Origin of the sequence: Bradyrhizobium hipponense (assembly GCF_008123965.1) — a bacterium.
Taxonomy (GTDB): domain Bacteria; phylum Pseudomonadota; class Alphaproteobacteria; order Rhizobiales; family Xanthobacteraceae; genus Bradyrhizobium; species Bradyrhizobium hipponense.
Genome location: NZ_VSTH01000192.1, coordinates 1 through 12,667 on the forward strand (window position 1 = coordinate 1; position 12,667 = coordinate 12,667).

Consider the following 12,667-nt stretch of genomic DNA (forward strand, 5'->3'; position numbering starts at 1 on the left):
CATGGAATCGGTCGTCTAGTCATCCTGACTGCGCTGGCCGTCTTGTTGCTGGCCGGGCTTTTCGCCCTGGCGCTGCGGGGCCTGCTGCTGCTGTCCGGATTTCTGGCCACCGCCCTGCTGCTGCCCGGGGCGCTGCTGGCCGGGGTTCTGAGTCTGCTGACCCGGAATCTGGTTCTGCTGCTTCGTCATCGGGGGAAACTCCCTTGTTGAACGTAAGAGCGCAACAACGACCGGCACCTGATTTGGTTGCCCGCGGAACCGGGTTCCTCGCTGGTGCGGAACCGAGAAAACGACGTCCGCGGCGAAATGAGCTCTGCAAAACCCCAATGGCCGGGGATGGCCAGTTGCGGGCGCCAGTTCCCTCCTGTTACAAAACGGGAAGAATGCTCAAGGGCTGCCGGGGCCCAAGAACTCTTTCTCAAGAGCTCCCTTTGAGCGGTGTCAGGTTTGGGTACGGCAGCCTATGGATTACTTCACCCAGCAGCTCATCAACGGCCTCGTGCTCGGCTCAATCTACGGCCTGATCGCGATCGGCTACACGATGGTCTATGGCATCGTCGGCATGATCAACTTCGCCCATGGCGACGTCTTCATGATCGGCGGCTTCATCGCGCTGATCACGTTCCTTCTGCTGGTCTCCACCGGCCTCACTGCGGTCCCGGTGATCCTCTTGATCGTGATCCTGGTCTCGATGGCGATCACTGCGCTCTATGGCTGGACCATCGAGCGCGTCGCTTACCGGCCGCTGCGCCACTCCTTCCGCCTCGCCCCGATGCTGTCGGCGATCGGCATGTCCTTCGTGCTCACGAACTACTCGCAGGTGGCGCAAGGGGCGCGCGTCAAGCCGATCCCGCCCCTCATCACCGGCGGCTATACGCTGCATGAGAGCGCGGCCGGCTTCGTGATCCAGCTCTCCAACATCCAGATCGTGGTGGTCATCACCACCATCGTGCTGCTGGCGATCTTCACCTGGCTGGTCTCGCGCACCCGGCTCGGTCGCGACATGCGCGCCTGCGAGCAGGACCAGACCATGGCGGCGCTGCTCGGGGTCGATGTCGACCGCACCATCTCCATGACCTTCGTGATCGGCGCCGCACTCGCCGCCGTCGCGGGCCTGATGTATCTGCTCTACTACGGCTTGGTCGATTTCTTCATGGGCTTCGTCGCCGGCATCAAGGCATTCACGGCCGCCGTGCTCGGCGGCATCGGGTCGCTGCCGGGCGCCATGCTCGGGGGTCTCGCAATCGGCCTGATCGAAACGTTCTGGTCGGCCTATTTCTCGGTCGAGTACAAGGACGTCGCGGCGTTCTCGATCCTGATCGTCGTGCTGATCTTCATGCCGACCGGCCTGCTCGGCCGTCCCGAAGTCGAAAAAGTCTGACGGACCGCCGCGTGACAGCCATCCCGCACGAGACCACCCACGCAAGCCGCACCGCCGGCATCGCCTACATCCTGAAAAAGTCCCTCATCAGCGCGCTGGTCGCGCTGGTGCTGTTCTCGCTGATGGTCGGTGTCCGCACCGAGGCGGGCTCCGAGGGCCAGCTCACCTATTGGACCCGTTTCGGCGAGGTCGCCGCCCTCGTCGCCGTCGTGTTCGGCGGCTCGATCGTGATCGAGCTCTTGCGGCAATGGATCGGCCCCAACGGCACCGACAGCCTGGTGCCGCCTGCTGTACGCAGCGGCATGTCTTTTCTCGGCCGCTACCTTGCGCCGGCGCTTTTGATCTTCACCTTCCTGGTGCCGGTGATCTTTTATGACCAGCGCTACATCCTCGACCTCGGGATCCTCGTCCTCACCTATGTGATGCTGGGCTGGGGCTTGAACGTGGTGGTGGGACTCGCCGGTCTGCTCGATCTCGGTTACGTCGCCTTCTACGCGGTAGGCGCCTACTCCTACGCGCTGCTTGCCACCAATTTCGGCTGGTCGTTCTGGATCTGCCTGCCGCTCGCGGGCATCCTTGCGGCGTTCTGGGGCGTGCTGCTCGGCTTTCCCGTGCTGCGCCTGCGCGGAGACTATCTCGCCATCGTCACGCTCGCCTTTGGCGAGATCATCCGCCTTGTCATCATCAACTGGCAGTCGCTGACCGGCGGCCCCAACGGCGTCTCCAGCATTCCCCGCCCCTCCTTCTTCGGCATCCCGCTCGACAACAGCGACAACGGCCTCGCTGCCAGGCTCGGCATCGAGTATTCGCCGACCCATCGCATCGTCTTCCTGTTCTATGTGATCCTGGCGCTCGCACTCCTCACCAATTGGGTGACGATCCGCCTGCGCCGCCTGCCGATCGGTCGCGCCTGGGAGGCCTTGCGCGAGGACGAGGTCGCCTGCCGCGCGCTCGGCATCAACACCACGACCACGAAACTCACGGCGTTCGCGACGGGTGCCATGTTCGGCGGCTTTGCCGGCGCGTTCTTCGCCACCCGGCAGGGGTTCATCAGCCCGGAATCCTTCACCTTCCAGGAATCGGCACTGGTGCTCGCCATTGTCGTGCTCGGCGGCATGGGATCGCAGCTCGGCGTCGCGCTTGCGGCGCTGGCCATGATCGGCGGCTTCGAGCTGTTCCGCGGCCTCGAGAACTACCGCATGCTGGTGTTCGGCATGGCGATGGTGCTGATCATGATCTGGCGGCCGCGCGGCCTGATTGGCCATCGCGCACCGACCGTGTTTCTGACCAAGGCACACGCGATCTCCTCCGACCTCGTCAAGGAGGGGCACGGATGAGCGGCGACCAGATCCTCAACGTCGACCGGCTCAGCATGCGCTTCGGCGGCATCGTCGCCGTGCAGGAGCTTTCGTTTGCGGCCGAGCCGAAGAAGATCACCGCGCTGATCGGACCGAACGGCGCCGGCAAGACCACCGTCTTCAACTGCATCACCGGCTTCTACAAGCCGAGCGGCGGCACCATTCGCCTGACCCACGACGACGGCAGGGTCATCGCGCTGGAGCGGCTGAACGATTTTCGGATCGCCAAGCAGGCCAATGTGGCGCGCACCTTCCAGAACATCCGCCTGTTTCCCGGCATGACCGCGCTGGAAAACCTGATGGTGGCGCAGCACAATGCGCTGATGCGCGCCTCCGGCTTCACCTTGCTCGGACTGATCGGCGCGCCGGTCTACCGCATCGCCGAAAAGCGCGCGATCGAGCTCGCCACCGAATGGCTGAAGCGGGTCAATTTGCTCGACCGCGCCGACGATGCCGCCGGCAATTTCGCCTATGGCGACCAGCGCCGGCTCGAGATCGCGCGCGCGATGTGCACCGAGCCCGCGCTTTTGTGCCTGGACGAGCCTGCCGCCGGCCTCAATGCGCGCGAGAGCGCGGCGTTGAGCGAGCTACTGCTCTCGATCCGCGACGAACTCGGCACCTCGATCCTGCTGATCGAGCACGACATGTCGGTCGTGATGGCAATCTCCGACCACATCGTGGTGATGGACCATGGCCTCAAGATCGCGGAAGGCACGCCGCGCGAGGTCCGTGACGATCCCAAGGTGATAGCCGCCTATCTCGGCACCGATGAGGAAGAGGCGATCGCCGTCATGGAGAGCGGGTCGTGACCGCTCCCCTGCTCGCGATCCGTGGCCTGCGCGCCGCTTACGGCAAGATCGAGGCGCTGAAGGGCGTCGACGTCGAGATCAAGGCTGGCGAGATCGTTGCTCTGATCGGAGCCAACGGCGCCGGCAAGTCAACGCTGATGATGACGATCTTCGGCAAGCCGCGCGCCCGCGCCGGCCAGATCCTATATGAAGGCCGCGACATCACCGACGTGCCCACGCACGAGATCGCACATTTGCGCATCGCGCAATCGCCGGAAGGACGGCGCATCTTCCCGCGCATGAGCGTGGCGGAAAATCTCCAGATGGGAGCGGACGCCACCGGCGGCACCGAGGCCGAACGGGACGCGACCTTGGAGCGCGTGTTCGCGCTGTTTCCGCGGCTGAAGGAACGCTATGCCCAGCGCGGCGGAACCCTGTCCGGCGGCGAGCAGCAGATGCTGGCGATCGGCCGCGCCTTGATGAGCCGTCCCCGCCTGCTCCTGTTGGATGAGCCCTCGCTCGGCCTGGCTCCGCTGATCGCCCGTCAGATTTTCGATGCGATCCGCACCCTGAACCGGCAGGACGGCCTGACCGTCCTGATCGTCGAGCAGAACGCCAACCACGCGCTCAAGCTCGCCCATCGCGGTTATGTCATGGTCAATGGCCTGATATCGCTGGCCGGGACCGGCGCCGAATTGTTGCAGCGCCCCGAGATTCGCGCCGCCTACCTGGAAGGCGGCCGGCACGGCTGAGTCCGCCCGGGAACGCCCGCGCAGACCCGCGTGCGGCCGAATGAGGCGAATATCTCGGCCAATGCCCGTATTTTGCCGGTGACTTCTCCGCAATTTCATTCGAGAATGGCGCCGGTTTGGATCGGGCGTGCCCGGCAACTCCCACAGGCGACCACCCGCGAGGTATCTCATGAAATCACTGAAGCTCATCGGTCTGGCATTCGGCGCGTCGATCGCGCTGTCGAGCGCAGCGTTCGCGCAGGATGTCACCATCGCAGTCGCCGGCCCGATGACGGGCGGCGAATCCGCCTTCGGCCGCCAGATGAAGAACGGCGCCGAGATGGCCGTGGCCGACATCAACGCCGCCGGCGGCGTCAACGGCAAGAAGCTCGCGCTCAACATCGAGGACGACGCCTGCGATCCGAAGCAGGCGCGCTCGGTCGCCGAGAAGATCGCCGGCGCAAAAATCCCGTTCGTGGCCGGACATTATTGCTCGTCGTCGTCGATCCCGGCCTCGGAGGCCTATGCCGACGGCAACGTGCTCCAGATCACGCCGGCCTCGACCAACCCACTGTTCACCGAGCGCAAGCTGTGGAACGTGGCACGCGTCTGCGGCCGCGACGATCAGCAGGGCCTGATCGCGGCGCAGTACATTGCCAAGAACTTCAAGGGCAAGAACATCGCGATCCTCAACGATAAGACCACCTACGGCAAGGGTCTTGCGGACGAGACCAAGAAGGCGCTCAACAAGGCCGGCATCACCGAGAAGATGTACGAGTCCTACAATAAGGGCGATAAGGACTTCAACGCGATCGTCTCGCGCCTGAAGCGCGACAACATCGATCTCGTCTATGTCGGCGGCTACCATCAGGAGAGCGGCCTGATCCTGCGCCAGATGCGCGACCAGGGCCTCAAGACGATCCTGATGGCCGGCGACGCGCTCGCCGACAAGGAGTACGCCTCCATCACCGGTCCGGCCGGTGAAGGCACGCTGTTCACTTTCGGCCCCGATCCGCGCAACAAAGCGACCGCGAAGAAGATCGTCGACGCTTTCAAGGCCAAGAACATCGACCCCGAGGGCTACACGCTCTACACCTATGCTGCGATGCAGGTGTGGTCGCAGGCGGCCAAGAAGGCCGGTACCACCGACGCCAAGAAGGTCATGGCGGCGATCAAGGCCGGCAAGTGGGACACCGTGATCGGCCCGATCGAGTATGACGCCAAGGGCGACATCAAGCAGATCGATTATGTCGTCTACAAGTGGGATGCCAAGGGCGGCTACACCGAGATCAGCGGCCAGGGCACCTGAAGCCTCGCCGGGATCGAGCCACGATACAATCACCACCACGCCCCGGCTTGTCCGGGGCGTTTCGCCTTTGCAGGACAATCAGACGGCCGCCGGCAGCTCGTCGCCCGCCGCGGCCTGCGCCTTATGGAGCGCTCGCAAAAGATCGTTCGGCCGAAACGGCTTTTGCAGACAGACCACGTTGGCGAGGTGGGGCGACTGTTCCATGAAATCGAGCGCCGTCATCCCGGACACCGCAACGACGGGGAGTCCCGGCACACGCTCGCGCAGGACCGCAATAACCTCGACCCCATTGGTGTCGCCGAGGAAAATGTCCACAATGACCGCGTCGAAGGATGCCTCGGTGAAGGCCTTCAGCCCCGCGGCGCCGCAGTCGGCCTCCACGACCTCGTAACGGTTGACCCGGAGCACGATCGCAACCATCGCGCGGACGTCCTTCTGGTCGTCAATGATGAGAACGCGAGGCATGGGGAACAACTCCCGGATATTTGAGATCAAAATCGTATGATCCAAACCTGGAACCTGCCGCAGCGGAGGGGCATTATGACACCACCCTGTAAAGCGCATCTTACCCGGTCCCCATTCCGCGTTCCCACTAAAATTAAGTAAGCTGTAACCTTTGGTTGTGTCTCGGCCGTTTCCGTTCACGATGTGTGCCCAGAACCGCTACCATGGACGCAAAACTATCGACCGGATGAGATGGCGCTGATGCTCAAGACCCATCTACAAGACGTGGACCTGCCAGCGACAACCGATCGAAGCGCATTTCTGTCGACGTTGCCGGCCACCCAGACAGACCGCACTGCAGCAACGGCGATCGTCGGCGTTTCCGCAGTCCTTTTCGCGCTGGCCGTTCCCTTCGCCGGTATCCCGCTGCTGCCAATGCCCGCCTTCGTGGCGAGCTACCAATCCGCCCTCGCCGTCGCCGATATCGTCACTGCGGTCCTGCTGTTGTCGCAGTTCGTGGTGTTGCGGACGCGAGCGCTGCTGCTGCTCGCGACCGGCTATTTGTTCACCGCCGCCGCGGCGCTGGTCCACGCCCTCACCTTCCCCGGGCTTTTCACGCCGACAGGCCTTTTGGGCGCTGGCCCGCAGACCACCGTCTGGCTCTACATGATCTGGCACGGCGCCTTCCCGCTATGCGTGCTGGCCTATGCCTGGCTAAAGGACGCCGACGGCGGTGTCAGGATCGCGGGCTCGGCAACCAAAGCGATCTGCGCCAGCGTGCTCGGCGTCGTTGCCGCCATCATCGTCTTCACCTGGATCCTCACCGCCGGGCGCGACATGCTTCCAGTCCTGCTGCGCGACGGCCGCTACACGCAGGTCATGATCGGTGTGGTGTCCTTTGTGTGGTCCTTGAGCTTCGCTGCGCTCGTCTCGCTGTGGTTCCGCCGCCCGTATTCCGTGATCGACGTCTGGCTCATGGTCGTGATGTGCGCGTGGCTGTTCGACATCGCGCTGTCGGCGATCGTCAACGTCGCCCGGTTCGATCTCGGCTTCTACGCCGGCCGCCTCTACGGCCTCTGCGCGGCGACCTTCGTGCTTGCGGTACTGCTGATCGAAAACGTCCGCCTCCAGTCGCACACGGTGAGGCTTGTCGGCAGGCTGCGCCAACAATCGGCTTCGGAGCGTGACTATTACGGCAAGCGCCTCGCGCTCTACGGCGCCGTCGTCGAGTCTGCCAATGACGCCATCATCACGAAAACGCTCGACGGTATCATCACGGGCTGGAACAAGGCCGCCGAACGCCTGTTCGGTTATTCCGCCGCTGAGGCCATCGGCAAGTCGATCGACATCATCGTGCCGCAGGATCGGAGGGCCGAAGTCCGGGGCATCCTCAACCGGGTCGGCAGCAACGAATCGATCGCCCAGCACGAGACGGTCCGGATCCGAAAGGATGGTCGTCCGCTCGACGTCGTCCTGAATATTTCTCCGCTTAAGACCGACAGCGGCGAGATCATCGGCGTCTCCAAAATCGCGCATGACATCACGGAAGAGAAACAGTCCAGGGAAAAGCTGCGCCGCGAGATCGAGGAGCGTCAGCGCATCTTCGAGACCTCGCAGGACCTGATCCTGGTCACCGACGGTTATGGCAATTTCATCCAGGTGAGCCCGAGCGTGAAGGAAATCCTCGGCCTCAACCCGGAGGACATGATCGGACACAGCGCGACCGAATTCATCCATCCCGACGACCTCGAGAAGACGCGGGGCGAGATGCGCGCGGCACGCCGCGGCCAGATCAAGCGCAGCTTCGAGGCACGTTACTACCATTACGACGGTCACGAGGTCACGCTGAACTGGATGGGCACCTGGTCGGAGCCCGTGAAGCGCCATTTCTTCATCGGCCGCGATCTGACCGACAAGCAGGCCGCCGAGGCCCAGCTCCGGCAGGTCCAGAAGATGGATGCTATCGGCCAGCTGACAGGCGGCGTTGCCCACGATTTCAATAACGTGCTGACCGTGATCACCGGCACGATCGGTATCCTTGGCGACGCCGTCGCCGACCGGCCCGAACTCGCCGCCATCACCAAGCTGATCGATGACGCCGCCGAACGCGGCGCGCAACTGACCAAGCACCTGCTCGCCTTCGCCCGCAAGCAACCGCTCCAGCCGCGCGAAATCGATGTCAACGCGCTGGCGCTCGAGGCCGCCAAGCTGCTGCATCCCACCCTTGGCGAGCAGATCACCATCAACCCGCAGCTCACCGAGGACGCCTGGCCGGCGCTGGTCGATCCGAACCAGCTCACCTCCGCCATCCTCAATCTCGCGCTGAATGCGCGCGACGCCATGCCTGAAGGCGGTACGCTGGTGCTCGAGACGCGCAACATTTTTCTCGACGACGGCTATGCCAGCATGAATGCCGACGTCACTCCCGGCAATTACGTCATGATCGCGGTGAGCGACACCGGCGCCGGAATCCCTGCCGAGCTGATCGACCGGGTGTTCGATCCCTTCTTCACCACCAAGGAGGTCGGCAAAGGGACCGGCCTCGGGCTCAGCATGGTGTTCGGCTTCGTCAAGCAGTCCGGAGGCCACGTCAAGATCTACAGCGAGGAAGGCCACGGCACCAGCGTGAAGATCTACCTGCCGCGCTCAAGCGGCGTGCAGGAGACCGAGTTCGAGGCGAGCAAGAACGTACCCATCACCGGCGGCAACGAGAAGATCCTGATCGTCGAGGACGATGCGCTGGTGCGGCAATATGTGGTGACCCAGATCAAGAGTCTCGGCTACACCGCGCTCGAAGCTGCCAATGCGGCCGAGGCCCTCACCATCATCGATGCCGACAACGGGATCGACCTGCTCTTCACCGACATCATCATGCCCGGCGCCATGAACGGCCGGCAGCTCGCCGACGAGGCGGCACGGCGGCGCCCCGAGCTGAAGACGCTGTTCACCTCAGGCTACACGGAGAACGCCATCGTCCATCATGGCCGGCTCGACTCCGGCGTGCTGCTGCTGGCAAAGCCCTACCGCAAATCCGAGCTCGCCAAGATGCTCAGGACAGCGCTGGCGAGTTGAGCGCGGCGCATGCGTGCGCTATCGCTTCAGGCCAACCGCCTGGAGCGCAGGAGTGCCGCCCATGAAAAACCTTCTCACTGATATTGCCGGTGTCCGCGTCGGCCACGCCGAGGATGCGAAACTCGCCTCCGGCACGACCGCGATCATCTTCGATTCGCCAGCGGTCGCGGCGATCGACGTCCGTGGCGGCGGCCCCGGCACGCGCGAAGTCTCGCTGCTCGACGTCGCCAATACGGTCGAGCGCGTCGACGCGATCACGCTGTCGGGCGGCTCGGCCTTCGGCCTCGATTCCGCAGGCGGGGTCCAGGCTTGGCTTGCCGAGCAGGGCCGCGGCTTTCGGATCCGGGAGGCCGTGATCCCGGTCGTGCCGGGCGCTATCGTCTTCGACCTGCTCAATGGCGGCGACAAGGCCTGGGGCCGCTTCTCGCCTTATCGCGATCTCGGCTACGCCGCGGCTGCGGCAGCCGCTGCCGGCAACGACTTCGCGCTCGGCAGCGTCGGGGCAGGCCTCGGCGCCACCACAGCCACCCTCAAGGGCGGCCTCGGTTCGGCCTCGGCGACGATGCGGAGCGGCGTCAAGGTCGCCGCCATCATGGTCGTCAACGCAGTCGGTAGCGTCACCGTCGGCACCGGCCCCTGGTTCTGGGCCGCGCCGTTCGAGCAGAACGGTGAGTTCGGCGCCCGCGGTCTGCCTGAAAAGTTCACGCCAGACATGCTGGCGATGCGCATCAAGGGCGGAGCCGCCGCAAACGCCGGCGAGAACACCACGATCGGCCTCGTCGTCACCGACGCCATCCTGACCAAGGCGCAGGCCAAGCGGCTCGCGATGATCGCCCAGACCGGTTTTGCCCGAGCGATCTATCCGGTGCACGCCCCGCTCGACGGCGACGTGCTGTTTGCCGCAGCCACCTGCGAGAAGCCGATCGAGCCGCTGGTCGAGCTCACCGAACTCGGCATGGTCGCGGCCAACGTTGTTGCGCGCGCGATCGCCCGCGGCGTCTACAACGCAACGGCGCTGCCATTCCCGGGCGCGCTGCCGGCGTGGAAGGACCGGTTCGGCTCGCAACCAAACGCCTGATACAGCGTTGTTGCGACGGGCCAAGGTGCACAGTCATGCCGTCGTCCGTGATCCGCTTTTTCCGCTACGCCCCCGATACCCGCGAGCTGAAGGTAAGCTTCGTCAGCGGGCGCATTTACGCTTATGAGGATGTTCCGCCGGAGGTTGCCGACGACTTCAGGGCTGCGCGCTCGAAGGGGACGTTCTTCAACCATGAAATCCGCGATCACTACACCTATCGCGAGATCACGCGCGCATATTCGGACTAGGCCCGCGTCACACACTCATCGACATGGATGAAGCCTTGGATCCCGACGATGCCTCCGCCTCGCGCTGCATCATCTGCTCGAACCAGTTATAGGCGGAGTTGCCAGCGCCCGATGCCTTCGAAGCGCTGGACGCGCCCGGGACCGTCGTCGACATCTTGAACCCGTCGGCATAGGTAACGGTGGTCGTGCTCGAGCCGTCGGCGGCGGTCGTCGTGGTCGAGGTCGACCCGCCGCTTCCCTGCGACGAAGACTCCGAGCCGCTGCCGGACGCGTCGCCCGAGTTTGCGTGGCGGTGGCCGCCCTTCAGCGCCTTCGACATCTCCCCGAGGCTGACGCCGTCGTCCGAATTCGCATCGAGCTTGGAGAACACGTCGTCGGCGTGCGCCAGGTTGGTGCCACCGGCGCCGAGGGCGTCCTCGAATTCGGACTTGCTAATCTTGCCGTCGCCGTCAGCATCGATCTGCGAGAACAGGTCCTTCAGTGCATCCTCGCGGCTCATCGACTTCGAGGAAGTCGAACTCGACGTCGCCGAGTTGGTGGCGCTGCTCGCGCTGTCAGGCGAGAGACCTTGCGCGGCAAGCAACGCGCTCATCGTCTCCGGCGCGATCTGTGGACCTTTGCCTGAGCCGACCGGCGAGGTTACAGTGCTGGACGTGCTGTCGATCGCGAACGGGTTGGTCGCCCCTTGCGAAGAGCCGGTCTTCTGCGTCGACCCAGCCTTCTGTGTCGACGATGACGATTTCGAGTTCGTCAGCGCCTGTAACGCGTCGAGCGCACTGCCTACGGCACCAAGCGCGAACAACATTGCACAACTCCAACCGATGCGGCATGCCGCAGCCAATGTTCCGGAGTGAAGTTAGCAAGCGTCGTGCCAGCGCGAAAAGCTCAATGAAATCCGCCTCCCTCACGCCTCACGCAGCTCGGGAACATCGGCAATTCATGCCGCAGACGGCAGAAATTTCCGCCCACAGGAAGCCCGCTTCCCCTGCATTGCCGGGCACAAGGACCCATGTTAGGCGAGGCCTGTTCTCACACGGCCGCGACGGGAAACTGCGCCATGACCCAAGATTTCGCCCCCCGACCCCTGGTAATTGCGCCCTCGATCCTGGCCTCGGATTTCTCCAGGCTCGGCGAAGAGGTGCGGGCGGTGGATGCTGCCGGCGCCGACTGGCTCCATCTCGACGTGATGGACGGCCACTTCGTCCCGAACATTTCCTATGGCCCCGATGTCATCAAGGCGATGCGCCCGCACACGAAGAAGATCTTCGACGCGCATTTGATGATCTCGCCCTGCGATCCCTATCTCGAGGCGTTTGCAAAGGCCGGCTGCGACCACATCACCGTGCATGCGGAGGCGGGTCCTCACCTGCACCGCTCGCTCCAGGCGATCCGCGGGCTGGGCAAGAAGGCCGGCGTGTCGCTCAATCCGGGAACTCCGATCAGCACGCTCGAATACGTCCTCGACCTGATCGACCTCGTGCTGGTGATGTCGGTCAATCCCGGCTTCGGCGGCCAGGCCTTCATCCCCTCCGCGATCGGCAAGATCCGCGATATCCGCGCGATGACGGCTGGACGCCCGATCGACATCGAGGTCGATGGCGGCGTCGGTCCCGACGTCGCGGGCGCGCTGGCGGCGGCCGGCGCCAATGCCTTCGTCGCCGGCACGTCCGTGTTCAGGGGCGGCACGCAGGAGGCCTACAAGACCAACATCGCCGCGATCCGCAACGCGGCCGCGGGCGCGCGCGGCGAAGCGATCTGAGCCATCGTCAGACGCGGCAGAGGCATCCGCAAGCCAGCGGTTCTTACGGGCGTTGCGGCACGCAATGCCTAAAATTACAACCTGAATCCGTACTCATCCGGACTTCACTGATTCGCGCAAATCATCGCAAGTTACTTCCGCCTGCTTTTGACGGGAGCACATCATGACGACGACCCTGGTTTGGACTGGCGTGGCGTTGTGGATTGGTTTCAGTGCATTTGTTGTGTTTGGCCCATCTGCCGGGCCGGTGAAAGTCACGGCACGTTCGGCCCGCATCGCTCACCCCCGCCTTCTCCGGGATTGACGCCATGCAGGTCGCGATCGTGAAACGTCAGCCGAAGCGCCGGTGCCGGATCCCGCGCCGCCCGCATCCGAACCTCGATTATTTCTTGGGCCGCCTCGAGCATGCGGCGGGCGCACCGAACGACGATGCCGGGTTCGACAATTCGGACCCGGACCATTCGCTCCACTCGCCACGGCGGCACTGAGAATTCCTTTT

General features: G+C 64.2%; 13 protein-coding genes. 11 read left to right on the forward strand and 2 right to left on the reverse strand.

Annotation, left to right across the window (positions count from 1 at the left end; translation table 11 throughout):
* From FXV83_RS43645 to FXV83_RS39005, 6 genes are all read left to right on the forward strand, one after another.
* The coding region (locus tag FXV83_RS43645; RefSeq protein WP_210250790.1) for a hypothetical protein at positions 1-210 on the forward strand (210 nt) is incomplete at its 5' end.
* 253 nt (positions 211-463) lie between these two features.
* Positions 464-1,381 (forward strand): ABC transporter permease subunit, encoded by a 918-nt coding sequence (locus tag FXV83_RS38985; protein ID WP_148745338.1) that lies wholly within the window; start codon positions 464-466, stop codon positions 1,379-1,381.
* 11 nt (positions 1,382-1,392) lie between these two features.
* On the forward strand, positions 1,393-2,718 hold the full coding sequence (gene livM, locus FXV83_RS38990; RefSeq protein ID WP_148745340.1) for a high-affinity branched-chain amino acid ABC transporter permease LivM: 1,326 nt from the start codon (positions 1,393-1,395) through the stop codon (positions 2,716-2,718).
* Complete coding sequence (locus FXV83_RS38995; RefSeq protein ID WP_148745342.1) at positions 2,715-3,548, forward strand: ABC transporter ATP-binding protein; 834 nt, start codon at positions 2,715-2,717, stop codon at positions 3,546-3,548. The genes livM and FXV83_RS38995 overlap by 4 nt, the downstream gene beginning before the upstream one ends.
* Entirely contained in the window at positions 3,545-4,279 is a 735-nt protein-coding gene (locus tag FXV83_RS39000) for an ABC transporter ATP-binding protein (protein ID WP_148745344.1), read from the forward strand. Before FXV83_RS38995 ends, FXV83_RS39000 begins: the two co-directional genes overlap by 4 nt.
* A 169-nt stretch (positions 4,280-4,448) precedes the next feature.
* Positions 4,449-5,567: a branched-chain amino acid ABC transporter substrate-binding protein gene (locus FXV83_RS39005; RefSeq protein WP_148745346.1), complete on the forward strand. Its 1,119-nt coding sequence runs from the start codon at positions 4,449-4,451 to the stop codon at positions 5,565-5,567.
* A 78-nt stretch (positions 5,568-5,645) separates the two neighbouring features.
* Here the strand turns inward: FXV83_RS39005 and FXV83_RS39010 are convergent, their stop codons facing one another.
* A complete protein-coding gene (locus tag FXV83_RS39010) occupies positions 5,646-6,032 on the reverse strand; it encodes a response regulator (RefSeq protein WP_148745348.1) in 387 nt (128 codons plus the stop codon).
* Between the two features lie 240 nt (positions 6,033-6,272).
* On the opposite strand from FXV83_RS39010, the gene FXV83_RS39015 reads away from it, so the two are divergent.
* The 3 genes from FXV83_RS39015 (at position 6,273) to FXV83_RS39025 (ending at position 10,409) form a co-directional block, all read left to right on the forward strand.
* On the forward strand, positions 6,273-9,083 hold the full coding sequence (locus FXV83_RS39015; protein WP_148745350.1) for a PAS domain S-box protein: 2,811 nt from the start codon (positions 6,273-6,275) through the stop codon (positions 9,081-9,083).
* Between the two features lie 61 nt (positions 9,084-9,144).
* The gene (locus FXV83_RS39020) at positions 9,145-10,161 is read left to right on the forward strand and encodes a P1 family peptidase (protein WP_148745352.1); all 1,017 of its coding nucleotides are present in this window, start codon (positions 9,145-9,147) and stop codon (positions 10,159-10,161) included.
* A gap of 35 nt (positions 10,162-10,196) precedes the next feature.
* Positions 10,197-10,409, forward strand: a complete 213-nt coding sequence (locus FXV83_RS39025; protein WP_148745354.1) for a KTSC domain-containing protein — start codon at positions 10,197-10,199, stop codon at positions 10,407-10,409.
* 7 nt (positions 10,410-10,416) lie between these two features.
* Here FXV83_RS39025 and FXV83_RS39030 read toward each other — a convergent pair whose 3' ends face one another.
* Positions 10,417-11,214, reverse strand: a complete 798-nt coding sequence (locus FXV83_RS39030; RefSeq protein ID WP_148745356.1) for an EF-hand domain-containing protein — start codon at positions 11,212-11,214, stop codon at positions 10,417-10,419.
* 252 nt (positions 11,215-11,466) lie between these two features.
* Here FXV83_RS39030 and rpe point away from each other — a divergent pair, with 252 nt between their 5' ends.
* Positions 11,467-12,168, forward strand: coding sequence for a ribulose-phosphate 3-epimerase (gene rpe, locus FXV83_RS39035; protein ID WP_148745358.1), 702 nt, complete (start codon positions 11,467-11,469; stop codon positions 12,166-12,168).
* Positions 12,169-12,476: 308 nt separating this feature from the next.
* Entirely contained in the window at positions 12,477-12,656 is a 180-nt protein-coding gene (locus tag FXV83_RS39040; protein ID WP_148745360.1) for a hypothetical protein, read from the forward strand.
* The last annotated feature ends 11 nt before the right edge of the window (positions 12,657-12,667 follow it).